The sequence below is a fragment of the Microbacterium sp. NPDC089188 genome, from assembly GCF_040685155.1.
GTDB lineage: Bacteria > Actinomycetota > Actinomycetes > Actinomycetales > Microbacteriaceae > Microbacterium > Microbacterium galbum.
Window position 1 is genome coordinate 1 of sequence record NZ_JBFBHH010000001.1, and the last position, 24,776, is coordinate 24,776.

A 24,776-nucleotide genomic window follows, 5' to 3' on the forward strand; every position below is an offset into this window, starting at 1 on the left:
ACTCTCCGTAAAAAAGAAATGCACACAACACCGGGAAAACGATGCTGCAGCGAGTTTGAAACTGACCAAAGAGAAACATCATTACTGACGTATCCATATGCCAACCCCCGAAGAGGCTGGTCTTTGATCCAAAGGAATTTCTCGCAATCCGAAGATCAACGAGGAATAAATTGGCATTTGACAAGTGCACGCTGTTGAGTTCTCAAGGAACGGACGCACCCACAGAAACAGTCACCTAGACCTACCCGTGAGGCAGTTCACTACCTTCACACCATCCACACACAACAAGACCACCTCAAACGAAGCAGACCTCAGGAAATGTGCCGAACGGCAGAACCCCAACTGTAAACCAGAGAACCGAAACTCTCAAGAACAGATGTTGGGGGTGGTTCGCTACTTGAGGGGCTGCGGGGCCTTCCGGCCGCTCCGCTCTCCCCTGTGGGGCGAACAAGTAATAAGCTACGCCCGAACGACCACCCCGTCGAATCGAGCACACACCCCGGGCGTGTCGCGACCGCATCCCGGCCTCGAGAGTCGCCGTGCGGCGGGCCTCACACGAACCGTCCGACGCTCCCCCATCCCCCGACCCACGCCTCCACGTGGGGCTGTGGACGGAGGACGTGCACCCCGTCCACCGTGACGGTCCGTCGGGCGAGCCCTTCGTCGTGGGCCCACCGCGCGACACGGCGACGAGCGCGTCTGCTGCGCGCACGGCCCACCGTCGCACCGTCCGTCGTCCTCAGGATGACGGTGCCGACGTCGCTTCCGCTGAGTGACGCCAAGGCGACGACGAGTTCGGCGTCGTCGACAATGACGAGGGGGACATCGAGCTCGAGGACGACGCGGGCGTCGAGCGGAGTACGGTCGGCCCGCACGCGCGGGTCGTTCGAGAGCGCGCTCCCCGGGGGGACGGCATCCATCGTCACCGTCGCCCGCGGGAAGGCGGACAGGATCGAGTCGGCGCAGACGAAAGCGGCCGCCGCGGTCAGGTCGCCGCGGACGCGCACCTCGAGGTCGGGTGTGCGGGGAAGAAGACCACGGCCGGCGGATCCGTCGATGGGGATCAGCTGGGCGAGCTGAAGGCTCTGTCGGTTGCCCTCCTCCGCGCGGTCGCGGTCGTCGCGTCCGGCCCAGTCGGGTCCGTCGTGCCAGGCGACGGCGCTCGGGACATGGGCGAGTACCGCGCCGGCCTGCCAGGCGCGATGCGCCCACTCCCAGTCCTCTCCCCCGTAGGCGGAGAAGGCTTCATCGAACCCTCCGACGTCGTCGAAGAGCGCACGGGAGCAGGCGAGCACCGCGCTGATCACGTATCGGTATGAACGGTCGTCGGCACGGAGCAGATCACCGCTGTCCGCGTAGGCCTCGCGCAGCCAGGCGGGCTCGTCCAGTTCGACGGCGGGCGCGACCTCGGCGATCGGCGCATCGACCGCCACGCCGGAGAGATCGGCGTGACGGCGACGTCCGACCGTCACCGCCTCGGGCAGCAGAGCCGGCAAGCGGGTAAGTGTGCGCACGTACGCGGGCTCGGGCGTCGTGTCGGCGTCGAGGAAGCAGAGCACGTCGCCGGTGGCGACCGAGGCCCCCAGATTCCGCGCCGCCGCCGCGCGGAAGCCGCGGTCGTCCTGACGGACGAGCCGGACGCCGTCGGGGACGACGGGCGGTTCGGGGGACCCGTCGTCGGCGACGACGATTTCGAGGCGATCGGCCGGGTGGTCCTGACGGGCGAGCGCGGTGAGCGTGCGCGCGAGCTCCCGGGGCTGCGCGTAATGGGTGACGACCACGGTGACCCGCGGAGGCTCCGGCTCGCGGTGGGACACCAAGTCCCATCGGTTGCCCGGGACCCATGGCATCCGGTCGTTCCATCCCTCGGGGATGTCGGCGGTCACGGCGCAAGCCCTCCCCACCACCGCAGGTAGGCGCGGGCGGCGTCGGCGCGGCCGAAGGGCAACGGGGCGACGCCGTGCCAGGTCGACGAGGCGTCGGCGCGGGCCGCGGCGATGGCCCCGGCGAGCGCCTCGGACTCGACGACGGCGAGGGTGCCGGGGCGCAGCTGCGCCATCTCGTCGACGTAGCGGTTGCGCACGGCGAGGGGACGACGACCCCATCCGATCCACGAGGTCAGCGAGCCCGACGCCGACACGTGGCGGTGGGCGATCACCGGCACCGCGACGCGGGCCACGCGCGCGGCCATGTCGGCGTCGTCGAGCCATCCGGTCACCTCGACGGAGACGCCGGCGGCATCCGCGCGGCGGACGAACGCGTCGAGGTCGGCCGCGTGCCCCTCCGAGGCGCGACCGAGCACGGTGAGCCGGGGGACGCCCGCCGCGACGGCGGCCGCGAGCGCTTCGTCGTGACCCTTGCCGGGGTAGAAGTAGCCGAGCACGCCGACGCCGTCGTCGGAGGAGGCGACGGACGCGGGACGCTCGTCGACCGGGAGCGGCACGACGGCGATGTCGCCGTGCCACACGTCCTCCTCGCGGAGGAGCTCGCGTTCGTGTGCGCTGTTGACCGCGACGGCGCGTGCCGCCTCGGTGACCGCGCGGTAGAAGGCGCGGCGACGGGGACGATTGCGTTCGCCGTCGGACTCCTGCGACACGTCGTGCAACGTGACGGTGAGCGGATGCCGAGCGGCCAGCGCCACGACGGTGCGCGTCGCCTCCTCGGGCGAGGCACCCCAGAGACGGTCGGTGACGTGGGCGTGCACGGGCGAACCCGGAGCGAGCGCGGCGAGCGCGTCGGGCGTGGCGATGCGGGCCCCGGGCGACAGGCGGACCACCTCGGCGGCGATCTCCCGGGCGTACACCGCGACCCCGTGCGGCCCGGGGTGGACCAGGAGCACCGGGGGCGCGGCATCCGGGGTCTGCAGGCTCATGCGGCGGCCGCCCAGGTGGCGAGCAACGGTGCCATGCGGTCGACGACGGCGGCCAGGAGGGCGGGACGCTCGCGGTAGAAGGCGAGGTGGGCCTCGCGGACGACGTCGGCCGGAAGCGTCTCTCCGGCGACGATCCAGTCGGGCCGGGGCGCGGCATCCAGGTTCCAGGTGTCGACCACCCAGTCCTCGAGCGGCGCGCGCACGGAGGCGAGGATCGGGCGCCCGGGATCGACGGCCCCTCCAGGCGCGCCGAGGGCGGCGACGATCCGCTCGCCGAGCGGGAGGAACAGGGCGTTGCCGGGATGATTCACCGTGCGCGCCAGATCCTCGACGACGGGGGCGAACAGATCGGATGCCACGACGTCGAGCCCCCGCGCCTCGCGGCGACGCAGTTCGGCACGGGAGCCCTCGGCGATCTCGCGCACCGCGGGGGGTTCGAGGGCGGCGGGGATGTCGATGCGCGCCGCCTCGGCGACGGTTCGCACGTCGTGGTAGGCCACGAGCGGTGGATCTTCGGGGAAGTCGGGGAGCCGCAGCACCGCCTGGAACGGGTGGAGGCCCGCGAACCGGACGGCCGGGACGGTGACGACACGGGCTGACGGCGCGAGGGACGCCCGGAGCTGCGCCGTTCCCAGCGCGAGCCCCCGGTAGTCGTCGCGGATCGGCTGGGTGACGAGGAACGACGCGCCGCGGAGGAGGTCGTGCACCCTCGCGGTGTCGTCGGCCGACAGCTCGTGGACCGCGGGCATGCGTACCGTCGGGAGGGCGTCGGAGGAGATCACCAGGCGCAGGGACTCGGCCTGACAGTTGCCCACGACGAGGCCGTAGCCGGAGGGCAGCGGAGCGTCTCCGTAGAACCCGGCGTAGTGGGCCCGGCGCGCTATCACCGCTTCGCCGTGGTCCGCAAGGCTTCCCAGCCGCGCCATGTCGCCACCCATGATGTGAACGTATCCGTCGGTGTCATCGTCGTCCCAACCGCCCCGTTGCATTGCGATGTGCCTGGCGATGCGGTACACGCACCGTCACGCATGCCTGCACGAGGAGGAAGAGAAGATCGTCACCAGCACCGTCCCCCCGGTCCGGGTCGCCGCCGTCCCCTCGGCGCACCCCTACGTCACCGCCGTCGCGGATCCCGCGCACGTGCTCCTGCTCGCCGATCCGCCTCCCCCGGGCGCCCCGGCCGGACAGTGGTGGCCGCCGCAGATCCTCCTGCCGGGTTGGCTGCGGGCGAATGCGGCGGACTTCGACCTGGTCCACGTGCATTTCGGCATCGAGTCGTACACGCCCGAGGAACTCTCCGAGACCGTCGCCACGCTGCGTGCCCTGGGGCGGCCCCTGGTCTACACGGTGCACGACCTCGAGAACCCCCAACTGCTGTCGCAGGAGGCCCACCGCGCCTCGCTCGCCGTGCTGGCCGAGGCGGCCGACGAGCTCATCACCCTGACCGGGACGGCCGCCGACGAGGTCTTCGCGCTCACCCGTCGTCGCCCGACGGTGATCGCCCACCCGACCCTGCTCGCCGAGACGGACCGCCCCTCCGGCGCGGCGCACGCCGCGACGCGCGTCGGCGTGCACCTGCGCGATCTGCGCCCGAACATCGACGGGGTGGGCACCACCGCGACGCTGGTGCGCGCCGTGGCCGATCTGCGGGCCCAGGGCGCGCGGGTCGAGGCGGTCGTGCGGATGAACGAGAACGTCCGCGACGCCGAGGCGGCGGCATCCATCGACCTGCTCGCCCGCGATGCCGAGGGCGTCACCGTCGAGCGCGGTGCCCGCCTCGATGACCAGGCGCTCTCGCACTGGCTCGCGGACCTCGACGCGTGCCTGCTGCCCTACCGGCACGGCACCCAGTCGGGGTGGGCGGAGCTCTGCTACGACCTCGCCGTGCCCGTCATCGGCACGCGCGTCGGGCACATCGCCGCCCAGCACCCCGGCGACTTCCACAGCTTCGACGTCGGAGAGCCCGTGTCGCTCGCACGGGCGATCGTGGATGCCACCAACGCTGCGTGGTCGACACCCGGCTCGCCGAAACGGGCGGCGGAGATCGGACGTCGGCGCACCGAGCGCCTCGGCGAACGGGATGCCGTGCGCGCCGCGCATCTCGCGCTGTACCGACGCGCGATGGCGACGGAGGAGGCGGCGTGATGCGGATCGGGAAGGCCCTGCGGGTCCTGGTGGTGGCACCCTCGCGCTACGCCCTGCGCCAGCCGCACGCCGGCGGCCTCGAAGCGTGCGTGTGGGATCGCGTGCGATGGCTGCGCGAACGGGGCCACGAGGTGACGCTGTGCGCCGCGGACGGTTCGGACTTCCTCGGCGACGTGCCCGAGTTCCGGCTGCCGACCCCGGAGTGGAACCGCCCCGAGGAGTCGTCCGACACCGAGTACCCCGCGGGGTACGTCGACGCGGTCGAGGCCGCCTACGACGCGGCGCGGGAGCGCCTCATCGCGGATCGCCACCTCTACGACGTGGTCGACAATCACAGCCTGCACCCGGCACCCATCCGCTGGAGCCGGGAAGCCGGCATCCCGGTCGTGACCACGCTGCACACCCCGCCCTTGGAGCCCATGCTCGAGGCGGCCGCGGACGTGCGCGACAGCCCACACCGCTTCGTCGCGGTGAGCCAGGCGACGGCGCGCGCGTGGTCGGTCGAGGGCGTGGACGCGTTCGTCTTCCCGAACGGCGTCGACACCGACCAGTGGACCCGCGGAACCGGCGGCTCCTCGTGGGTCTGGTCGGGGCGCGTGGTACCGGAGAAGGCCCCGCATCTCGCGATCGAGGCGGCACGGGAGGCGGGAGCGCACATCGTGCTGGCCGGGCGCATCGGCGACGTCGATTACTTCGAACAGGAGATCGCCCCGCGCCTCGGCGCCCACGCCCGCTACGTCGGTCCCCTGCGTCAGCCCGACCTGTGCCGACTCGTGGGGTCGTCGGCCGTCGCCCTGGTGACACCCATGTGGGAGGAGCCCTTCGGTCTCGTCATCGCGGAGGCGCTGGCCACGGGCACGCCCGTCGCCGCGTTCGACATCGGCGGCGTGTCGGAGGTTCTCAGCGGGATGCCGGGGTCGGCGACGGTCATGCCGGGCGACGTCGTCGCCCTCGCGAAGGCCGCCTCCCGCCTGGCGGCGGAGGGAGCGCAGGAGCCGCTCACCCGCGTGTGGACCCGCCGCGCGGCGGTGCGGCAGCACTCGCTGGCCCAGCGCTATCGCGAGGTGGAGCGCGTGCTCGCCCACACCGCGCAGCCGGTCCCGGTGCGGCGCGCGCCGGCGGTGGCGTGGTGATCGGCTGGTACGTCCACCATCACGGCTACGGCCACGTCGCGCGCTTCCTGGCGGTGCAGCCGCACCTGCGCTCGCCCGTCGTGGCGTTCTCGTCGATGCCGCGGCCCACGACGCTGCCCGCCGAGGTGGAATGGGTGGAGCTGCCCCCCGACGCCGATGAGTTCGAGGGCGCGGACGGGTCTTTCCACGACCCGCGCGACGCCGAGCCGACCGTCCGCGGACACCTGCACTGGGCCCCGCACGGCCATCCCGGTCACCGCGCCCGCCTCGCGACGATCGCCGCGGCATCCGTCACCCGGGATCTGCAGGCCTTCGTCGTCGACGTGAGCGCCGAAGTGGTCGCTTTCGCGCGCCTGCTGGGCCTGCGCACCGTCGCGGTGACCCAGCCGGGTGCCCGCACCGACGCCCCGCACGCGCTCGCGTACGCCCTGGCCGACCGCATCGTGGCCCCGTGGGCGCACGGCGCCGTGCCCACCGCGGGCCTGTCGGCGCACGGTGACCGAGTCGTGTGGACGGGCGGGATCTCGCGGTACGACGGGCGCTCCCCGGAGGGCGCCCGCGCCGAGCGCGCGGTTCTCGTGCTCGGTCGCGTGCTCGACGACGCCGTGCGGGCGGAGGCCACCGCCCGCCTGCGGGAGCGCGGGTGGGACGTCTCGGCCGTCGGCCACGACGCGACCTCGCGCGTGGACGATCCGTGGCCGCTGCTCTCGCGCAGCACCGTGGTGATCAGCGCCGCCGGGCAGAACAGCGTCGCCGACCTCGCGACCGCGGGTGCGCGCGCCGTGGTCGTCGCGCAGGAGCGCCCCTTCGACGAACAGGTCCACACCGCCGACGCCCTCGACCGCTGGGGACTGGCTCATCGGGCCGACGCCACCGTCACGGCGGCCGAACTCGTCGCCCTCGTCGAGGCCGCGGCCGACGGCGAACCGGACTGGTCGCGCTGGCAGGTCGCCGGGGGAGCCGAGCGCATGGCCGCCGCCGTCGAGGCGGTGCTGCCGTGAAGACCGCGGTGATCACGGTCGCGTCGAGGGCGCGCGCCGAGCACCTCGAGCGACAGCGCCGCGTGCTGGCCGAGGTGGCGACCGACATCGTGCGCGTGGAGGCGTGGCTCGACGCGTCGCCGCCGGACGGCACCCCGGATGCCGACACCCTCACGCTGCACGTGCCCCCGGGGCCCCACGGCATGTGCGTGGGCGAGGGCCGTAATCGGGCCGCCGCCGCGGCCGTCTCGGCCGGCGCCGAGCTGCTCGTCTTCCTCGACGTCGACTGCCTCCCGGGCGCGGACCTGCTGCCCGCCTACCGCGACGCGGCCCGCGCGCACCCGGATGCGATCCTCGCCGGAGCGGTCACCTACCTCGCGAGCGTGCAGCGCCCCGGATCCGCCTCCGACCTGCCGTTCCTCGTGCGCCCGCACCGCGCGCGCCCCGCGCTCGAGCCGGGCGCGACGCGCACGGCATCCCGCGAGGAGTACGACCTGTTCTGGTCGCTGTCGTTCGCCGTCACCCCCGCGACGTGGGACAGGATCGGCGGTTTCCACCCCGGCTACGAGGGCTACGGCGCCGAGGACACCGATCTCGCGTGGACGGCGCGCGCCGCCGACGTCGAGATGCGCTGGGTGGGCGGGGCGGATGCCTTCCACCAGTGGCATCCGGTGTCGTCTCCCCCGTGGCAGCATCTCGACGACATCCTCCGCAACGGCGCGACCTTCCACGCGCGGTGGGGGTCATGGCCGATGGGCGGATGGCTCGAGGCTTTCGCCGCGGCCGGCGCGATCGAGCAGCGCGACGACGCCTGGGTCCGCTCCCGCGCGTGAGGTGCCGGGATTTGTCGCTCCGGGATGCCCGGAAGCGACAAATCTCGGCACCTCGCGCAGGGAGGGGTCAGACCAGCGCGCGGAGGGCGTCGACGATCCTCGTGGCGCGGGAGTCGTCGGCCTCCATCCAGTTCGTGACGAAGGCGAAGCCGACGCGGGCTGCGCGATCGGCGAACGCCACCTGACCGCCTGCCCCGTCGTGGCCGAAGCTCGTCGGGCCGAGGTAGCGGCGCGCGTCGGAGTCCAGCTGGAAGCCCGCCGCCCAGCGCGGCCACGGGGCGGGCGCGGCGAACACGGGTGCGCCTGCCGTGCGCTCTCGCGTGACCTCGTCGAGCGTGTCGTCACGGAGCAGACGGATGCCGTCGGTCTCGACGACCGTGGCCGACCACATCGCCGCGACCGCCCGGGCGGTGGCGACGGCGCCCGCCCCCGGGATCACGGCGGCCCGCACGTCGTCGGCGTTGAATCCGTCGTCGTCGGTCACGAGCGTGGCCGGCAGTGCGCCGCCGAGCGTCATCGCCCGGTCCAACCAGTCGACGACGCCGGGGTCCCGCTCGGCCGCCTGCCGCGCGACGAGGGCGTCGAGCGTCGGCCCGACGCGCAGGTGAGCAGCGGATGCCGCGACCTCGGCCGGCATCCCGAGCCACGCTCCGCCGCCCACCGCCTCCGCCATCGCCGCGAACGCCTCGCCGGGGGCGACGCCGCCGGCCCGGCGCACGATCTCGCCCGACAGCCAGCCGTGGGCGAGAGCGTGATACGCCCAGCCGACGCCGGGCTCCCACAGCGGTTCCTGCGCGGCGACGATCCGGGTCATCGCGTCGAAATCGAGCAGCTGCGCGCGCGTGACGTCGACCCGCGGGGCCGAGACGCCCGCCCGATGCGCGAGGGCGTCGCCCACGCTCACCCGGTCTTTGCCGTGCACCGCGAACTCGGGCCAGAGCTCGGCCAACGGACGGTCGAGGTCGAGCATCCCGTCTTCGACGAGCCGCGCGGCGAGGATCGACATCAGACCCTTCGTGCACGAGAACACCACGGAGGGCGTGTCGCTCTCCCACGGCCGACCGTCGCGGCTGTCGGCCGTGCCGCCCCAGACGTCGACGACCGTGCGTCCGTCGACGCGGATCGCGAGGGCCGCGCCCATCTCGGGCAGCCCCGCGAATGCGGCGGCGAAGGCCTCCCCCACCGGCTCGAATCCCGGGGCCACGACGCCCTGCACCGCGGTCACCGGACGACCTCCGCGACGATGAGACGGTCGCCGTCCCAGCGCAGCGGGAGCGGGTCGGACAGGGTGCCGACGAACGCGCCGTCGGTCGTGACGTTCTCGAAGGCCAGCATCACGGCCCGGCCGTCGGCGTCGTCGGCGACGACGCGACCGCTGTAGAGCCGCTCGTCGGCGACCAGCGTCGCACGCTCGACGGGGTACGGACCCCGCGGGTCGTCGAGGGCCACGGCCCAGATGCCTCCCGCCTGACCGACGCGGTCACCGGCCAGATGAGTCGCGTCGCAGGAGAAGACCAGAGCCCACCGCCCCGCGATCCGCACCACCTGCGGCACCTCGAGGTGCGCGAAACCGGCGCCCGGCGTGCTGCGCGGGGGGCGCACCTCCCACTGGTGCAGGTCGCGCGACCAGGCGTGCCCGATGACCCCGCGGTCGCGGCCGCGGCCGTCCCGGGCGCGGGCGGTGACGAGCATGTGCCATCCCTCGCCGTCGGGATCGGCGAACACCCACGGATCGCGCCAGGCCTCCTCGTGCCAGGTGCCCGCGTCGAGCGTCTCGTACCAGCGCGCGTCGGCGGCCACGACCACCTCGGGATCCTTCACCCACGTCGCCAGATCGGTCGAGGATGCCGCGAGCACCGTCTCGACGTTCGTGATCTCGCCCTCGCGCAGGAACCGCGAGCCGGTGTAGAACATGCGCCAGTCGGCATCCGCCCCGACGATGCTGCCGGTCCAGGTGGCCGTGGCATCCGGAGCATCTCCCCCGGAGGGCTCCAGCACCGTTCCGTGGACGGTCCACGAGCGCAGGTCGTCGCTCGTGGCGTAGCCGACGCTGGCGTTGCGGTGACGCAGGTCGGGGTCGCCCAGGCTCGTCGGCGCCTGGAGGAACATCATGTGGTGGGTGTCGCCGTCGCGGGCGAGCCAGAAATCCCAGACCCAGTGGTCGGGCAGCGTGAACGTCATGAGGTCCGTTTCGGGGAAGAAGGGGGTGATCAGCCCTTGACCGCGCCCTGCACGAGGGCGCGGATGAACTGGCGCTGGAACACGAGGAACAGCAGGACGGCGGGCGTGATGATGATCAGCGCTCCCGCGTTGAGCAGCGGGATGCTGAGCGAGTACTGGCCCTGGAAGAAGGTCAGGGCGCCCGCGACCGTGCGCTGCAGGGGGTCGGCGATGAGGACGACCGGGAGCAGGAACTGGTTCCACGTCCAGATGAACAGCAGGATCGCCAGGGCCGAGAGCGCGGGAGCGGCGAGCGGGAGCTGGATGCTGCGGAACTCCCGCCAGATCGAGGCACCGTCGACCCGGGCCGCCTCGGACAGCTCGCGGGGCACGTTGATGAAGTGCGCGCGCATCCAGAAGACGCCGAACGGCATGTAGAGCCCGATCAGCGGGAAGATCACCGCCCAGGGGGTGTTCACGGTGCCCATCGACTGCGCCTGGTAGTAGAGCGGGATGATGAGCGCCTCGAACGGGATGGTCAGGCCCAGGACGAAGAACACAAGGATGCCGCGGCCGAAGCGCACCTGGAGCGAGCCCAGCGCGAAGCCCGCCAGGGTGGCGGCGACGAGGCTCAGGGGGACGACTCCGAGGACGATCACCAGGCTCGACCCCATGAGCTGCCACACGTGGCCGGTCTCGAAGGCGGTGGCGAAGTTGCCCCACTGCGGATCGGTCGGCCAGGTGAGACCGGTCGGATTCTGGTCGGCGGGCTGGAGTGCCGCGGAGAACATGCTGATCAGCGGCAGGAGCGTCACGATCGCGGCGACGCTGAGCAGGAGGATGCCGAGCACGCGCTCGGTACGGCTGGCGATCACGAGTCGCTCGCTCTCGAGAGGCGTTGGATGGGGAGCACCACGATCAGCACCAGCACCATGAGCACGATGCCGAAGGCCGAGGCCAGGCCCACATCGCTCTGGGTGAAGCCGATGCGGAAGATCGACAGGCCGGGCACGAGGGTCGCGCGGCCGGGACCGCCCTGGGTCGAGGTGTAGATGATGTCGAAGCTCGACAGGGCGGCGATGACGGTGACGGTGACGAGCACCGCGATCTCCTGACGCAGGCCGGGGAGGGTGATGGTGAAGAACTCGCGCCACCACCCGGCACCGTCGAGGCGGATCGCCTCGTACAGCGAGACGTCGATCTTGCCGAGACCGGTGAGCAGCAGCACGGTGCACAGACCGGTGAGCACCCACGATCCGATCAGGCCCACGGCCGGCAGCGCCGTGCCGTAATCGGCGAGCCACGGGCGGGTGATCCAGCCGAGCCCGACCCAGCCGAGGATCTGGTTCACCGCACCGGTCTGGGCGTACATCCACGACCAGGCGATACCGGCGGCGGCGAGCGGGATGATCTGCGGCAGGAACAGCACCGTCTGCGCCGTAGCGGCGAAGGCCTTGTACCGGATGCCGCGGATGAGGGTCGCGAGGACGAGCCCGAGCCCCACCGGGATGAACGTGAAGAACGCGATCAGGATGAACGCGTTGCGGATCGCGCCGAGCAGGTCGGGGTCGGTGAACACCGTGAGGTAGTTCTCGAAGCCGACCCAGCGGGCGAGACCGATGCCGTTCCAGTCGTAGAACGAGTACTGCACCCCCTGGAGCAGGGGCCAGATGACGAATCCGACGTAGAACGCGAGGGCGGGCACGAGGAGCACCCAGCCGACGAGGGTCGCCCGCCGGGCCACTGCGCGTGCAGCGGCCCGGCGAACGGGTGCGGTCGCCGTCGCCGAGGAGGCGTCGCCGTGTCGAGGGGCCGCCGCGACGGCGACCGCACGGTCGGTCATTACTTCCCGACCTCGCTCTCGTAGAACTTCTGCACGCGGTCGACGAACTCCTGGCCGGTGATCTGGCTGGTCACCAGCAGCTGCGACTCGGGGATGATCGAGCCCGCGTAGATGCCCGCGGTGGTGTTGGCCATGAAGTCGACCTGGCCGTTCTCAGCGCCGATCTGCGCGGACATCTTCAGCGCGTTCTCGATCAGCGAGCCGGACTCGACGCTCGGCAGCTCCTGGGCGGGGTCGCCGCCGGGCGACGCACCGGTGACGTCGACGATGATCTGGCGCGCGGTCGGATCGGTGTGCACCCAGTTCAGGAAGTACGCGACTTCGTTGATGTGCGGCGACTTGGCTGCGACCGAGAACGAGTTCGCCGCTCCCATGGCCACGTGATCGGCTCCGGCCTCGGCCGGCGGCACGAGGAAGAACTCGACGTTGGAGCCGAGCGCCTTCTGGTAGTTCGCCGCCTCCCAGTTGCCGTTGAAGGTGAACAGACCCTCGCCCGCCGAGAAGCGGCTGGTGAAGGTGAAGTAGTCGATCGCGTTGATGTCGGACGGGAAGTACCCGGCATCCGCCCATTCACGCACGAGCTCGGCACCCTGGACGTTGCCGGACTCGTCGTAGCGCGCACCCGGCTCGTTGAACATCCACGACAGGAACTGGTCCTTGTCGACGTACTGGTTCATCGCGGCCTGGACCACGAAGTTGACGACGCCGTCCTTGTCGCCGGCCATGATCGGCAGGATGCCGGCGGCCTTCGCCTTCGCCATGTCGTCCTCGAGCTCGGACAGGGTCTGCGGCGGGGCGTCGATGCCGAGCTGGTCGGCGAGCGTGGTGTTCATGTAGATGCCGGTGATGCTGTAGCCCAGGCCCAGCTGGTAGAGCGACCCGGATCCGCGGACGCCCTCGTCGTTCATGCGCAGCGGCGCGAGCTGCGACGCCGGCCAGGCGTCCCACCCGTAGGCGTCGAAGTAGGGGTCGAGGTTGGCCACGAGCCCGTCGCGCACCGTGTCGCCGAGGGTGGGGAGGCGGATGAGGTCGGGCGGGGTGGAGCTGGCGAGAAGCTTGGGGGCGTTCGCGGTGAGGTTCTGGAACGTGTCGCGGTTGATCGTGAAGGTGACGTTCGGGTGCTGCTTGGTGAACTCCTCGGTCAGCTTGTCGGTGACCGGGAAGCCCGTCTCGTCGGCGATCGTGAGCTGGACGGGGTCGCTGGTGAGCTCGGTGCTCACCTCGACGTCGTTCTGCGCGGCCGGGGCCGCGCTTCCGGGCGCGCACCCGGTCAGGGCGGCGCCGGTGAGGCCGGCGATGGCGAGCAGGGCGAGGGATGCCCCTCGGCGCCGGCGCGGGATGCGGGTGTTCATGTCGACTCCTTCGTCTGTGCTGCGTGCCCGCGCTCGGGCTGTTCCGGCGGCGGACTGCTGGTGCGCTAACCTGTGCTGAAAGGATTTAGCAGCATCATTTACGCAGACGCACGGAGCGCTGTCAAGATCACTGCGAAGATCGTGACCGCGGCGCCGATGCCGCAGAACGGGAGCACCGATGGGCAAGAGGGTCACACTGGCCGACGTCGCCCGGCGAGCCGGCCTATCCCCCGCGGCGGCCTCCATGATCTTGAACGGTCGTCCCGACACCCGCCTCTCGAAGGACGCCCACGAGCGCGTGCACGCCGCTGCCGCGGAGCTCGGCTACCGCCCCAACATGTCGGCGCGGGCGCTGCGCACCGACACGTCGCACACCGTCGGTTTCGTCTCGGACCTCGTCGCGACCACCCGCTTCGCGAGCGGGCTCATCAAGGGCGCGCTCGGCGCGGCGGAGGCCGCCGGCCAGGTCGTGCTCGTCGCGGAGACCGGAGGTGAGCCCGAACGCGAGGCCGAGGCGGTCTCGGCCCTGCTCGACCGTCAGGTCGACGGCATCATCTTCGCGTCGATGCGCGCGCGGGAGACGTTCGTCCCCCGCCTGCCGACGGGACTGCGCACGGTCATGCTGAACGCCACCAACGAGCTGCACCGATGCAGCGTGCTGCCCGACGAGGAGACGGGAGGTCGACGGGCGGTCGAGCTCCTCCTCGATGCGGGGATCCGCGACGGCATCCTGCTCCTCGGATACGACGCGGAGGCGGAACGCGATCTGTTCCGCTCGGCCACGGTGGCGGCGCGCGTGCGCGGGATCTCCGCGGCCATGGCCGACGCGGGGGCGAGATTCCTGCACGAGGAGTCGATCTGGCTGTGGGAGCCCGCCCCCGGCTACGAGTTCACCGCGCGGCTGCTCGCCCAGGGGATGCGCCCGCGGGCCATCGTCTGCCTCAACGACCGGCTGGCCTTCGGCGCCCTCCAGGCCCTGGGGGATGCCGGGCTGCGGGTGCCCGACGACGTGTCGCTGGTGTCGTTCGACAACGACGAGCTCGCCGCCTACCTGCGTCCGGGGCTGACGACGATCGGTCTTCCGCACGAGGACATGGGCCGCCGCGCCGTCGAGCTCCTGCTCACGCCGGACGGCCCACCCGAGGGGCAGCACCTCGTCGAGATGCCGGTGGTGATCCGCGACTCGATCCGCCGCCCCTGAGCGCACGCGGGAAGGATTCCTCCCGTCGAGTGTCCAGGACATGCCGCGCGCGGCCGGCGAGCCCGGCGTGTTCTGGACGCTCGACGGGGTCGAGGCCTCCCCGCACGGAAGCCCCGGCGCACGAGGGCGCCGGGGCTTCCGTGCGGGGGTCAGGCGCGTCGCATCCAGACCGTCGTCTCACCCGGCAGGACGTCTCCCGCGAGCGGGCCGCTCGACAGCAGTACCTCACCCGCGGGGAGCGCGGCGGGCTCGGTGCCGAAGTTCGTCACGACGGTCCACCCGCCGGGGCGGGAGAACGAGACCACGTCGGCGCGGTCGGTGTCCATCCACTCCAGCCGCTCGTCGGTCTGCAATCCGTGCCGCAGGGCGAGGGCCCGGCGGTACAGCGACAGCGTCGATGCGGGATCGCCGTCCTGCACATCGGCGGCGTAGGTCTCGAACCACTCCGGCTGCGGCAGGTGCGCGCCGCCCCGGCCGAATCCGAACGCCGACCCCGACGAGGTCCAGGGCAGGGGCACGCGGCATCCGTCACGGCCCATGTCGACCCCGGGGCTGCGGAAGAACGTCGGGTCCTGGCGCTCGGCATCCGGGATGTCGGCCACCTCGTGCAGCCCGAGCTCCTCGCCCTGGTACAGGTACGCGGACCCCGGCAGGCCCAGCACGAACAGCGCCGCCGCTCGTGCGCGACGCTCGCCGCGCTCGGCGTCGAGGGTCGGCGACTGCCCGCCCGACAGCAGCCACTCGTTGCCGTGCTTGAGCGTCGGGCGTCCGTCGGTGCCGCGCTCGGCGTCGGGCAGGCCGTACCGCGTGGCGTGGCGCACGACGTCGTGGTTGGACAGCACCCACGTGGTCGAGGACCCCGATCGAGCGGCGAGGGCGAGGTTGTCGGCCACGATCCGACGGAACTGCCCGGCGTCGAAGTCGGCCTCCAGCAGGTCGAAGTTGAACGCCTGTCCGAGGCTCTCGGCGCTGGCGTAGAGCGGGACCCGCGAGGGGTGGACCCAGGCCTCGGCCACCGCGGTACGCGGCGGGTCGTACGAGTTGAACACGGCACGCCACTCGGCATAGACCTCGTGCACGTCGTCGCGGTCGAGCAGCGGGTGCGTACCGTCGATCGGCATCGCCTCGAGTTCCGCCCGCGAGGGCAGCGGCTCCGTGAGGTCCTTCGTGAGCATATGGGCCACGTCGATGCGGAAGCCGTCGACGCCGCGATCGCTCCAGAAGCGCAGGGTCTTCACGAAGTCGGCGCGCACCTCGGGGTTCGACCAGTTCAGATCGGGCTGCGAGACGTCGAAGTTGTGGAAGTACCACTGGCCGTCGGCGACGCGCTCCCACCCGAGGCCGCCGAACACCGAGACCCAGTCGGTCGGCGGCTCGGAGCCGTCGGGACCGGTGCCCTCGCGGAAGATGTAGCGCTCCCGCGCGGCCGAGCCGCGACCGGCGGCCACCGCCTCCTGGAACCAGACGTGCTTGTCGGAGGTGTGATTGGGGACGATGTCGACGACGACGCGGATGCCGTGGGCGTGCAGCTGCGCGATCAGCTCGTCCATGTCGGCCAGGGTCCCCAGCCGCGGGTCGACGTCGCGGTAATCGGCGACGTCGTAACCGCCGTCGGCGAGGTCGGACGGGTAGAAGGGGCTGAGCCAGATGGCATCCACCCCCAGCTCGGCCAGGTACGCAACGCGAGAGGTGACGCCGGGGATGTCTCCCAGGCCGTCGCCGTTCGTGTCGGCGAAGCTGCGGGGATAGACCTGGTACACCACGGCCTGACGCCACCAGTCGGGGGTGTCGGAGAGCGCGCGGGCGTGCACGGAAGGTGCGGCAATTGTCACGAAGGGTCCTTTCGGGGAGGGGATGGTCTGCTCAGCCCTTGACGGCGCCCTGCGTGACGCCGGCCATCACCCATCGCTGGGTGAAGAGGTAGGCGACGATCGCGGGGGCCATGGCCATGAGGTAGGAGGCGAAGGCGACGTTGTAGTTGTTGCTGAACTGCGTCTGGAACAGGTTCTGGCGCACCGGCAGCGTCTGAAGGGCCGGGTCGCTGATGATGAGCGACGGCATCATGAAGTCGTTCCACGCGTAGAGGAACGCGAAGATGCCGACCGTGGCGCTCATCGGTGCGAGCAGCGGGAAGATGAGACGCCAGAACGTCTGCCAGGTGGTGGCGCCGTCGATGCGCGCGCTCTCCTCGAGTTCGAGCGGGATGGAGCGCAGGAAGGCGGTGAACAACAGCACGCTGAAGCTCAGCTGGAACATCGTGGCGAGGATGATGACGCCGAGCGGGTTGTCGAGGCCGAGGCGCCCGGTCAGCTGGATCTGCGGGAGCGCGATGACCGGGAACGGGATGAACATCGCCGCGAGCAGGTAGAAGAACGAGTAGCGGAAGAGCTTCCGGTCCCAGTTGCGCGCGATGGCGTACGACGCGAACGCGGCGAGGATGATGGTCGCCACGACCGTGCCCGCGGTGACCAGCAGCGAGATCGCGAGGCCCACCGGGAACTTCGTGAGCGTCCACGCCTGGACGAAGCCGTCGAAGCTGATCGGTGAGGGGATCGAGAACGCGTTGCCGTCGACCACCTGCGTGCCGTTCTTGAGCGCCATCGAGACGGTGACGTACAGCGGCAGCAGCACCGTCAACGAGCACAGCACGAGGATGGTCGTCGTCGACCAGCTGATGCGCTCGGCGCCGACGCGGCGGAAGCGGGAGCGCCGGGGGCCGGAGCCCGCGGGGCTCTGGCGCTCGGGGACGGCGAGCTCGGCCTGCTCGAAGGCGAGGGCGGGCTGGTTGAGAGCGGTCATGACAGGGTGTTCCTTCCCCGCGTCAGCGAGAGCTGCAGGAGCGAGATGACGACGGCGACGACGAAGAAAAGCGCGGCGTTGGCCATCTGATAGGCGTAGTCGCCGCCGTTGAAGCCCAGGATGATCGACATCGCGACGCTGCGCGTCGCCGTCCCCGGGCCGCCGCCGGTGAGACCGACGATGATGTCGTACGCGTTCAAGAACCCCTTGAAGCCGAGGATCACGTTGATGACGACGTAGCCGGCCACGAGCGGGAGCGTGATGCGCAGCAGCTGCTGCGTCTTGCTGGCCCCGTCGAGTCCGGCCGCCTCGTACACGTCGCCCGGGACCGAGAGCAGTCCCGCGATGTAGATGAGCAGCGTCCCGGGGATCGCCTGCCACGCGGTGACGATGACGATCGCGACCCACGCCAGATCGGGGTTGGCGAGCAGGCTCGTCTGCAGCCACGGGATGCCGAGGGCTTCGCCCGCCGACGGCACGGAGTTGCTGAAGAGGAAGTTGAAGACGTAGGCGATGATGATGCCCGAGATCACCATCGGGATGACGAAGACCGTCCGCAACGCCTTCGTGAAGCGGATCCGCGCGGTCAGGCCCACCGCGAGCAGGAAGGCCGCGACGTTGACGACGATGACCGTGGCGATCGAGAACCCGAAGGTGAAGAGGTAGGCCTGCAGGATCGCGGGGTCGCTGAAGATCGCGATGTAGTTCGTCAGCCCCGTGAAGTTCCACTCCCCGAGACCGATCGAGTCGGTGAAGCTGAAGAAGATGCCGATCAGACCCGGGATCGTGATCGCGAGCGTGAACAGCACGAGGGTCGGCAGCAGGAACAGGTAGTAGATGGGCTCGATACGGCGCGAGCTACGGCGAGCCGTCGCCTTCCCACCCGTGACGATCGTGGTGGTGGTGGTGGTCATCGCGCGGCCTCCTCGCCAGCGGCATCCGTCGTCGAGGCGGGCGGCTGGCGGAATGCGAGCCGCGACCAGTCCTCGTCCATCGTGCGCAGGGTGGCCTCGGGCGAGGCGCCGAAGATCATCGCCTGCGCGTAGTTGAAGGTGGGGATCGTCTTGGGCACGAGCACCGAGGCGCCCTGGTAGATGCGACCCTGCTCGTAGTACGGGACCATGCCGGCGACCCGCGGGTCGCTGGGGGAGGGCGCGTCCGTGGTCGGCGCGAACCCGAGCTGCGACTCGTTGTAGGCCTCGATGATCTCGGGCTGGTAGAGGTACTCGAGGAAGTCGCGGGCGGCATCCTGGTGGCGGGAGGCCTCGGGGATGATCGCGGCCAGGTCCATGTTCACCCGCACCTTGAGGTCGGCGGGATCGTCGGTCATCGGCAGCGGGAAGGTGCCCACGGAGAGGTCCGGCGCGGTCTTCGCGATCTCGCCGAGCGCCCAGGGACCCTGCAGGTACATCGCCGCCTGGCCCTGCGCGAACGCGAGGTTGCCGTCACCGTAAGCGCGGCTCTCGGCATCCTCGTTCGTGTAGGCCTGCGCGAGCTGGAGCATGCGGTCCATCGGCTCGGTGAAGTCCTTCGCGAACGAGACCGTCGAATCGGCCCCGACCTGATCGCCCTCGGCGGCGAGGCCGTCGAAGAAGTCGATCACGTCGAGCGAGCCACCGACGGAGTAGTCGTACCAGCCCTGCGCCACGGTCCAGTCGTCTTTGAAGGTGCCGTAGAAGGGGGTCACGCCGTTCTGCTTCAGAGTGTCGGACACCTGGATGAGCTCGTCCCACGTGGTGGGAACCTCGAGGCCCAGCTGCTCGAAGATCTGCCTGTTGTAGATGACCGAGGCGGCCATGACCGAGTAGGGCAGCGCACTGGTGCGCCCCTCGCACGAGCCGTACTGGTCCATGAGCGGCTGCAGATCCTCGCGGACCGCGCCCGCGGCGGTCGTGCCGGAGAGGTCGCTGAGCGCGCAGCGCTGCACGAAGCGGGCGACCTCGTAGTTGTAGTTGGCGAGCATGATGTCGGGCGGGTTGCCGCGGACGAAGCTCGCCGAGACGACGTCGACGCCCGAGCTGTCCATCTCGACGCGGACCTCGTCTTGCGAGGCGTTGTACTGCGCGACGACGTCGTTCATGAACGACAGCGCCTCGCGCTTGCTGAAGGTGAAGCGGATGGTCTCGCGCCCGTCGGCCGTGCAGCCGGCGAGCAGACTCGCCCCGAGCACCCCCACCGCGGCCGCGGCGAGCCACCGCCGCCCCGCTCTCGTCTTCGTCGACACCTGCATCCTCCTCGCTGCACTGCGAATTTGTTGTGTCGCCGAGTAAATTTACTCGCCAAATCAACTTGATGAGGGCAGTATTGCATCGGACGCGAAAGGGGTCAAGATCTGATGTCGGATGCCACATCGGCGGCGGCCTCGTTGCGCAGACGCAGCCTCGACGCCGTGCTCGCCCACGCCTGGGACGCCGAGGCCTTCACCGCCAGCGACGTCATGGCGGCGGTCGGCCTGACGCGGTCGACGACCATCGACGTGCTCGACGAGCTCGTCGAGCGGGGCCTGCTCGCCGAGATGCCGAACGCCCGCACCGTCGGGGAGTACTCGAAGGGGCGCCCGGCGCGCCGCTTCGCGTTCCGTCCCGACTCGGCCGTGGTGGTCGGCGTCGACGCCGGCCGCGGGCACGTCACCGCCACCGTCGCCGATCTGCGCGGACGGGCGCTCGCGACCTCGCGCCTCGCGGTCGACCCCGAGCGGGATTCTCCGGAACGCCGTCGACGAGCCGCCGAGGCGACGGTGGACGCGACCCTCACCCGGGCGCACCGCGACCGGTCCGACATCGCCGCCCTCTGCGTCGGCGTCCCCGCGCCCGTCGATCGATCGGGTCGCTCCCCCGTTCATCACGACCGATTCTGGGAGCGCATGAACCCGGGCTTCGTCGACACGTTCGCCGAGTGGGCTCCGGTGGTGCGCGTCGAGAACGATGCCTCCCTCGCGGCCGTCGCCGAGCGTGCGCACGGCGCCGCGGTCGGCGTCGACGACTTCATCGCCCTCCTCGCCGGCGAACGTTTCGGTGCGGGGATCTGGGTCGACGGGCGTCTGCTGCGCGGTGCTCACGGCGGCGCCGGCGAGACCGTCGCGTTCGATCGGGTCACCGGCGTGGGCGGCGCCGAGGGCCTCGCGCCGCGGTGCGTCGACGCGGCCCGCGACGCCCGTGCCACCGGGCGCCTTCCCGCCGGATCGGCTCTGGCGACGATCGACCCCGCCGCGCTCGACGCCAAGACCGTCCTCGACCTTGCCGGCGCGGGCGATGCCGGGGCGCTCGCCGTCGCGCAGGAGGTCGGCGGTGCGCTCTCGATCGTCGCCGCGACCCTGGGCAGCCTCTTCGACGTACGAAGGGTCGTGGTCTCGGGCGCGATCGCCGCGGGCGCCGAGCCGATCATCGCCGCGGCACGAGCCGCTCTCCCCCGCGCTCTGGACCTTCCGGCGCCCGAGATCGTGGCATCCCCCCTCGGCGCGGACATCGTCTCGATCGGCGCGGTCGCCGCGGCCGTCGACGCCGCGCGGTCCCATGCGCTCGACCTCCTCGCCTTCGCCGCGCCCGACGCTCGCGCGCGGGCCTGAACGCGCCCCTCGGCGACCGCCGCAACCCCGCCTCGCGATCCGCGCGACCTCGGTAGCGTCGGTCGCATGCCCGAATGGCCCGAACACGTCCTCTGGTGGCACCTCTACCCGCTGGGGTTCGTCGGTGCGCCGATCCGCGACGGCGTGGACCCGGATGCCGAGCCCGTGCATCGCCTGGACCGTCTCGAACCGTGGCTCGACCATGTCATCGAGCTCGGGCTGAACGGTCTGCTGCTGGGGCCGGTCTTCGCGTCCGAGACCCACGGCTACGACGCCGTCGATCACTTCCGCATCGACCCGCGGCTCGGAGACGACGCCGATGTCGACCGTCTCGTGGGTGCGGCGCGGGAGCGGGGCATCCGGATCCTGCTCGACGGCGTCTTCAACCACGTGGGGCGCGGGCACCCTGCTTTCCGCGAGCAGACGGAGGACGCACCGCAGTTGTTCCGCGGGCGGTGGATCGACGGCCGGTTCGAGGCGGACGTCTTCGAGGGGCACGACGCGCTCGTCGCCCTCGATCATTCCTCCCCCGCCGTGGCCGACCTGGTGGTCGAGGTGATGTGCCACTGGCTCGAACGGGGCGTCGACGGATGGCGATTGGACGCGGCGTACGCGGTGCCCTCGACCTTCTGGGCCGAGGTGCTGCCGCGCGTGCGGGAGCGCTTCCCCGACGCGTGGTTCCTCGGTGAGGTGATCCACGGCGACGCGGCGCGGATCGTGCAGGAATCGAGCATGGACTCCCTGACGCAGTACGAGCTGTGGCAGGGCATCTGGCACGGCATCGCCGACGGGAACCTCTTCGAGCTCGGTCACGCGATCGAACGGCACGACGAGCTGCTGCGCGTGTTCGTCCCTCAGACGTTCGTGGGAAACCACGACGTCACGCGCATCGCCTCGGCGGTGGGCGCCGACCTCGTGCCGCACGCCCTCGCGGTGCTGTTCACCGTCGCCGGGACCCCATCGGTCTACGCGGGCGACGAATTCGGCTGGACCGCGGTGAAGGAGGAGCGCCTCGGCGGCGACGACGCGGTGCGGCCGGAGTTCCCCGCCTCACCCGACGCGGTGGACGGCGACGCGCGGGTCCTCGAGGCGCACCGGGCGCTCATCGCCCTGCGGCGCCGCAAGCCGTGGCTCTGGCGTGCGCACACCGACGTGGTCGAGCTCGCCAACACCAGCATCGTGCTGCGGACGGCGACCGCCGACGACGCGGTCGTGGTGACGCTGAACATCGGCGACGAACCGGTGTCGCTTCCGTCCGCCGACGCCCGCACGGTCGTCACCGGCGACGGGACGCTCGTCGGCGACCGGGTCGAGCTGGGCCCGCGGGGCTGGGCGGTGCTGGAGGCCTGAGCGCCAGGCCACTCCCGCACCCAGGTCCCTGCGTCGCACCCAGGTCCCCGAGCCGCACCCAGGTCCCTGAGCCTGTCGAAGGGACCGAGCCCACCGCAGACCGGGTGCCGCGCCTCACCCGCCCGCGCGGAACCGGTGCTCGGGGCGACCCGTCGACCCGTAGCGCAGGCTCACCTGTACGAGCCCCCGCTCCGCGAGCGCGGTGAGGTGTCGCTGCGCCGTGGCGCGCGAGACCCCGATGCGCTCGGCCACCTCCGACGCCGAGGCCTCGTCTCCGGCGAGCGCCCCCAGCACCGTCTGCTCGGTCGCCGACCGTGCGAGCGAGGCCCCCTCGCGCTCGCCGCGCATGAGGGATGCCGCGCGGTCGATGTCGTCCTGCGAGAGCGGTCGGACGCTCGTCAGCAGATTGCGATACCGGGCGTAGCGCTCGAGGCGCTCGGCCAGCACACGGGTGTCGAACGGCTTCACGAGGTACGCGAGGGCACCGGCCGAGAATGCGCGGCGCACCGTCGCGGCATCCGTCGCCGCCGACAGCACGAACGCATCGACGTCGAGGGTGCGCACCAGGTCGATCCCGTCGCCGTCGGGCAGGTAGACGTCGGCCAGCACGAGATCGGGGGCGTGCGCCGCGATCGCGATGCGCGCCTCGCCGATCGTGCGCGCCGGCTCCAGCGCGACGAACCCCGGCCGCGCGGCGACCGCCTCGCGATGGAGCCCCGCCACGCGGAAGTCGTCGTCGACCACCAGAACCCGGATGCCGCTCACGCGTCGCCTCTCTCTCGTTCCACGTCGTCGCGGCTCCGGCGTACGCCGGGCAGGCGCGCCGCCACAATGGCGCCGTTCTCCTCGTCACCCGCGTCGACGACCCACACGTCCCCGCCCCGGCGCCGGGCGAACTCGCGCGACAGGGGCAGCCCGATCCCGAGACCGTGCACCCTGTCGGTGTCGACGTCGGTTCCCCGCTCGCGCTGCGCGAAAATCCCGTCGACGTCGGCGATCCCGCCCCCGCTGTCGGACACCGTCATCACCACCGCGTCGCGATCGTCGAGCACGCTCACCTCGACCTCGCGGGGTGCGGGGGCAGCCGCAGCGGCCGTCACGGCGTTGTCGATGAGGTTGCCGAGCACCGCCACCACGTCTTCGACGTCGTCGATCGTCTCCCTCGAGAAGGTGTCGTCGGCGACGCGCAACGCCACACCGCGTTCCCGGGCGGCGAGGGCCTTCGCGCCGAGGAAGGACTGCAGCATGGCGTCCCCCACGAGCTCGATCCCCGGCACGGCCCAATCGACCGAGCCCCGATCGACGAGGTCGGCGAGGAACCCCCGCGCCTCCTCGACCCGGCCTGCGTCGAGGAGCCCCACGGCGGCGTGCAGCCGGTTGGCATTCTCGTGCCGCTGCACGCGCAGAGCGTCGCCCATGGCGCGCACGCTGTCGAGGCGGCCCGAGAGGGCCATCACGTCGGTCCGGTCGCGGAGAACGGCCACCCGGCCGAGGGCGCGCGCTCCGCGTCGCACGGGCCGCACGTCGACGAAGACGACGCGGTCGCCCAGCGGCAGCCCGGTCGCGGCCCCGGCGCCCGACAGCGCGGCCGAGACGGCCGGCGCGAGACCGAGATCGGCGATCGGTCGCCCCACGGCGCCGGTCACACCCAGCAGGCGTTCGGCGGTGGCCGTGCACACCCGCACCACACCGGCTTCGTCGAGGGCGACGACGCCCTCATCGGCTCCCTCGAGCACGGCGGTCTGGGTCTGCACGAGCGCGACGAGCTCCTCCGGCTGCACGCCCAGGGTCAGCCGCTCGAGCCGGCGTCGCATCAGCAGGGCCACGAGCGCGCCGATGGCCACGGCGAGCGCGACGGCCACGGCGATACCGGCGATCAGCGCGGGGAGGTCGTCGAAGACGCTGGCCCGTTCGAAGCCCACGCTCACCTCGCCGACCGGCGCCCCTCCGCCGGGCGGATAGATCGGCACCTTCGCCCGCGCCGATTCGCCGAGCGTGCCGGTCTCCCAGGTCACCACCTCGCGACCGGCGAGTGCGTCGGCGAAGCTCGTGCTCACGACCTCCCCCAGCCGGTCGGGGTCGGGGTGCGCCAGACGGATGCCGTGATCGTCGGTGATGACGACGAACAGCCCCTGCGTGCGCCCGGTGACGTCGGCGGCGTAATGCTGCAGCGTCCCGTCGCGCAGCTGGGCGGCATCGGGGGTTCCGGGGTCGGCGGAGAACGCGGTCACGAGCGAGCGCACGTCGGGCGCCTCGGCGACCGAGCGGGCGATGTTGAGGGCCGACGAATCGGCCTCCGCCTTGAGCTGCTGCACCCCGAGCCACGCGAACACGGCCGTGCACACCGCCACGACGACGAGTTGGGTGGCGACCTGCACCACGAGCATCCGGGTGGCGAATCGCATGCGCACCTCCCGGTCGGCGACGTCGTCATGCGCGAAATGCGCAGAAGACACGGTACGCGCATAACGACGCTCAATGCGAGCAAACGCGCGCCCGAGGACCCGGTATCCGTACGGTCGGCAGATCGATGGCGCACCGGG

21 protein-coding genes are annotated in these 24,776 nt (G+C 71.6%); 7 read left to right on the top strand and 14 right to left on the bottom strand.

The window, feature by feature from the left end:
* Positions 1–551: 551 nt before the first annotated feature.
* The 3 genes from AB0N80_RS00005 to AB0N80_RS00015 are packed head-to-tail and all read right to left on the bottom strand — an operon-like array spanning position 552 to position 3,798.
* Positions 552–1,886 (bottom strand): glycosyltransferase, encoded by a 1,335-nt coding sequence (locus AB0N80_RS00005; RefSeq protein ID WP_363576779.1) that lies wholly within the window; start codon positions 1,884–1,886, stop codon positions 552–554.
* Positions 1,883–2,872, bottom strand: coding sequence for a hypothetical protein (locus AB0N80_RS00010; protein WP_363576781.1), 990 nt, complete (start codon positions 2,870–2,872; stop codon positions 1,883–1,885). The genes AB0N80_RS00005 and AB0N80_RS00010 overlap by 4 nt, the downstream gene beginning before the upstream one ends.
* Positions 2,869–3,798: a WcbI family polysaccharide biosynthesis putative acetyltransferase gene (locus AB0N80_RS00015; protein WP_363576783.1), complete on the bottom strand. Its 930-nt coding sequence runs from the start codon at positions 3,796–3,798 to the stop codon at positions 2,869–2,871. The genes AB0N80_RS00010 and AB0N80_RS00015 overlap by 4 nt, the downstream gene beginning before the upstream one ends.
* Positions 3,799–3,877: 79 nt before the next feature.
* Between AB0N80_RS00015 and AB0N80_RS00020 the strand changes: the two genes are divergently transcribed.
* The 4 genes from AB0N80_RS00020 to AB0N80_RS00035 are packed head-to-tail and all read left to right on the top strand — an operon-like array spanning position 3,878 to position 7,963.
* Positions 3,878–5,017: a glycosyltransferase gene (locus AB0N80_RS00020; protein WP_363576785.1), complete on the top strand. Its 1,140-nt coding sequence runs from the start codon at positions 3,878–3,880 to the stop codon at positions 5,015–5,017.
* Positions 5,017–6,150, top strand: a complete 1,134-nt coding sequence (locus AB0N80_RS00025; protein ID WP_363389437.1) for a glycosyltransferase — start codon at positions 5,017–5,019, stop codon at positions 6,148–6,150. The genes AB0N80_RS00020 and AB0N80_RS00025 overlap by 1 nt, the downstream gene beginning before the upstream one ends.
* A complete protein-coding gene (locus AB0N80_RS00030) occupies positions 6,147–7,151 on the top strand; it encodes a hypothetical protein (RefSeq protein ID WP_363576787.1) in 1,005 nt (334 codons plus the stop codon). Before AB0N80_RS00025 ends, AB0N80_RS00030 begins: the two co-directional genes overlap by 4 nt.
* Positions 7,148–7,963 carry a galactosyltransferase-related protein gene (locus AB0N80_RS00035; RefSeq protein ID WP_363576789.1) on the top strand — a complete coding sequence of 272 codons (816 nt, stop codon included), beginning with the start codon at positions 7,148–7,150 and terminating at the stop codon, positions 7,961–7,963. Before AB0N80_RS00030 ends, AB0N80_RS00035 begins: the two co-directional genes overlap by 4 nt.
* Before the next feature lie 67 nt (positions 7,964–8,030).
* Here the strand turns inward: AB0N80_RS00035 and AB0N80_RS00040 are convergent, their stop codons facing one another.
* The 5 genes from AB0N80_RS00040 to AB0N80_RS00060 are packed head-to-tail and all read right to left on the bottom strand — an operon-like array spanning position 8,031 to position 13,318.
* On the bottom strand, positions 8,031–9,188 hold the full coding sequence (locus AB0N80_RS00040; RefSeq protein ID WP_363576791.1) for a serine hydrolase domain-containing protein: 1,158 nt from the start codon (positions 9,186–9,188) through the stop codon (positions 8,031–8,033).
* Positions 9,185–10,144 carry a glycosyl hydrolase family 32 gene (locus AB0N80_RS00045; RefSeq protein WP_363576793.1) on the bottom strand — a complete coding sequence of 320 codons (960 nt, stop codon included), beginning with the start codon at positions 10,142–10,144 and terminating at the stop codon, positions 9,185–9,187. The genes AB0N80_RS00040 and AB0N80_RS00045 overlap by 4 nt, the downstream gene beginning before the upstream one ends.
* A gap of 29 nt (positions 10,145–10,173) precedes the next feature.
* Positions 10,174–10,998 carry a carbohydrate ABC transporter permease gene (locus tag AB0N80_RS00050; protein WP_315994559.1) on the bottom strand — a complete coding sequence of 275 codons (825 nt, stop codon included), beginning with the start codon at positions 10,996–10,998 and terminating at the stop codon, positions 10,174–10,176.
* Positions 10,995–11,966: a sugar ABC transporter permease gene (locus AB0N80_RS00055; protein WP_315994558.1), complete on the bottom strand. Its 972-nt coding sequence runs from the start codon at positions 11,964–11,966 to the stop codon at positions 10,995–10,997. Before AB0N80_RS00055 ends, AB0N80_RS00050 begins: the two co-directional genes overlap by 4 nt.
* Positions 11,966–13,318, bottom strand: coding sequence for an ABC transporter substrate-binding protein (locus AB0N80_RS00060; protein WP_363576796.1), 1,353 nt, complete (start codon positions 13,316–13,318; stop codon positions 11,966–11,968). Before AB0N80_RS00060 ends, AB0N80_RS00055 begins: the two co-directional genes overlap by 1 nt.
* A 178-nt stretch (positions 13,319–13,496) precedes the next feature.
* Between AB0N80_RS00060 and AB0N80_RS00065 the strand changes: the two genes are divergently transcribed.
* Positions 13,497–14,519 (top strand): LacI family DNA-binding transcriptional regulator, encoded by a 1,023-nt coding sequence (locus AB0N80_RS00065; protein ID WP_315994556.1) that lies wholly within the window; start codon positions 13,497–13,499, stop codon positions 14,517–14,519.
* A 149-nt stretch (positions 14,520–14,668) separates the two neighbouring features.
* Here AB0N80_RS00065 and AB0N80_RS00070 read toward each other — a convergent pair whose 3' ends face one another.
* The 4 genes from AB0N80_RS00070 to AB0N80_RS00085 are packed head-to-tail and all read right to left on the bottom strand — an operon-like array spanning position 14,669 to position 19,548.
* Complete coding sequence (locus tag AB0N80_RS00070) at positions 14,669–16,351, bottom strand: glycoside hydrolase family 13 protein (protein ID WP_363576798.1); 1,683 nt, start codon at positions 16,349–16,351, stop codon at positions 14,669–14,671.
* A gap of 31 nt (positions 16,352–16,382) precedes the next feature.
* Positions 16,383–17,318: a carbohydrate ABC transporter permease gene (locus AB0N80_RS00075; RefSeq protein ID WP_363576800.1), complete on the bottom strand. Its 936-nt coding sequence runs from the start codon at positions 17,316–17,318 to the stop codon at positions 16,383–16,385.
* Complete coding sequence (locus tag AB0N80_RS00080) at positions 17,315–18,232, bottom strand: sugar ABC transporter permease (protein ID WP_363576802.1); 918 nt, start codon at positions 18,230–18,232, stop codon at positions 17,315–17,317. The genes AB0N80_RS00075 and AB0N80_RS00080 overlap by 4 nt, the downstream gene beginning before the upstream one ends.
* Positions 18,229–19,548, bottom strand: coding sequence for an extracellular solute-binding protein (locus AB0N80_RS00085; protein WP_315994552.1), 1,320 nt, complete (start codon positions 19,546–19,548; stop codon positions 18,229–18,231). The genes AB0N80_RS00080 and AB0N80_RS00085 overlap by 4 nt, the downstream gene beginning before the upstream one ends.
* A gap of 105 nt (positions 19,549–19,653) precedes the next feature.
* Between AB0N80_RS00085 and AB0N80_RS00090 the strand changes: the two genes are divergently transcribed.
* Positions 19,654–20,883, top strand: coding sequence for an ROK family protein (locus AB0N80_RS00090; RefSeq protein WP_315994551.1), 1,230 nt, complete (start codon positions 19,654–19,656; stop codon positions 20,881–20,883).
* A 66-nt stretch (positions 20,884–20,949) separates the two neighbouring features.
* Positions 20,950–22,233 (top strand): alpha-amylase family glycosyl hydrolase, encoded by a 1,284-nt coding sequence (locus tag AB0N80_RS00095; protein ID WP_363576805.1) that lies wholly within the window; start codon positions 20,950–20,952, stop codon positions 22,231–22,233.
* Between the two features lie 114 nt (positions 22,234–22,347).
* Here the strand turns inward: AB0N80_RS00095 and AB0N80_RS00100 are convergent, their stop codons facing one another.
* Both AB0N80_RS00100 and AB0N80_RS00105 read right to left on the bottom strand, forming a co-directional pair.
* Complete coding sequence (locus AB0N80_RS00100) at positions 22,348–22,998, bottom strand: response regulator (RefSeq protein WP_315994549.1); 651 nt, start codon at positions 22,996–22,998, stop codon at positions 22,348–22,350.
* Positions 22,995–24,689 (bottom strand): sensor histidine kinase, encoded by a 1,695-nt coding sequence (locus AB0N80_RS00105; RefSeq protein WP_363576807.1) that lies wholly within the window; start codon positions 24,687–24,689, stop codon positions 22,995–22,997. The genes AB0N80_RS00100 and AB0N80_RS00105 overlap by 4 nt, the downstream gene beginning before the upstream one ends.
* Positions 24,690–24,776: the final 87 nt, after the last annotated feature.

Coding starts and splice junctions, on each gene's coding strand:
- AB0N80_RS00095 (WP_363576805.1), top strand. CDS start 20,950: ATGCCCGAATGGCCCGAACACGTCCTCTGGTGGCACCTCTACCCGCTG.
- AB0N80_RS00020 (WP_363576785.1), top strand. CDS start 3,878: ATGCGGTACACGCACCGTCACGCATGCCTGCACGAGGAGGAAGAGAAG.
- AB0N80_RS00090 (WP_315994551.1), top strand. CDS start 19,654: ATGTCGGATGCCACATCGGCGGCGGCCTCGTTGCGCAGACGCAGCCTC.
- AB0N80_RS00065 (WP_315994556.1), top strand. CDS start 13,497: ATGGGCAAGAGGGTCACACTGGCCGACGTCGCCCGGCGAGCCGGCCTA.
- AB0N80_RS00080 (WP_363576802.1), bottom strand. CDS start 18,232: ATGACCACCACCACCACCACGATCGTCACGGGTGGGAAGGCGACGGCT.
- AB0N80_RS00075 (WP_363576800.1), bottom strand. CDS start 17,318: ATGACCGCTCTCAACCAGCCCGCCCTCGCCTTCGAGCAGGCCGAGCTC.
- AB0N80_RS00025 (WP_363389437.1), top strand. CDS start 5,017: ATGCGGATCGGGAAGGCCCTGCGGGTCCTGGTGGTGGCACCCTCGCGC.
- AB0N80_RS00045 (WP_363576793.1), bottom strand. CDS start 10,144: ATGACGTTCACGCTGCCCGACCACTGGGTCTGGGATTTCTGGCTCGCC.
- AB0N80_RS00010 (WP_363576781.1), bottom strand. CDS start 2,872: ATGAGCCTGCAGACCCCGGATGCCGCGCCCCCGGTGCTCCTGGTCCAC.
- AB0N80_RS00015 (WP_363576783.1), bottom strand. CDS start 3,798: ATGGCGCGGCTGGGAAGCCTTGCGGACCACGGCGAAGCGGTGATAGCG.
- AB0N80_RS00085 (WP_315994552.1), bottom strand. CDS start 19,548: ATGCAGGTGTCGACGAAGACGAGAGCGGGGCGGCGGTGGCTCGCCGCG.
- AB0N80_RS00055 (WP_315994558.1), bottom strand. CDS start 11,966: ATGACCGACCGTGCGGTCGCCGTCGCGGCGGCCCCTCGACACGGCGAC.
- AB0N80_RS00060 (WP_363576796.1), bottom strand. CDS start 13,318: ATGAACACCCGCATCCCGCGCCGGCGCCGAGGGGCATCCCTCGCCCTG.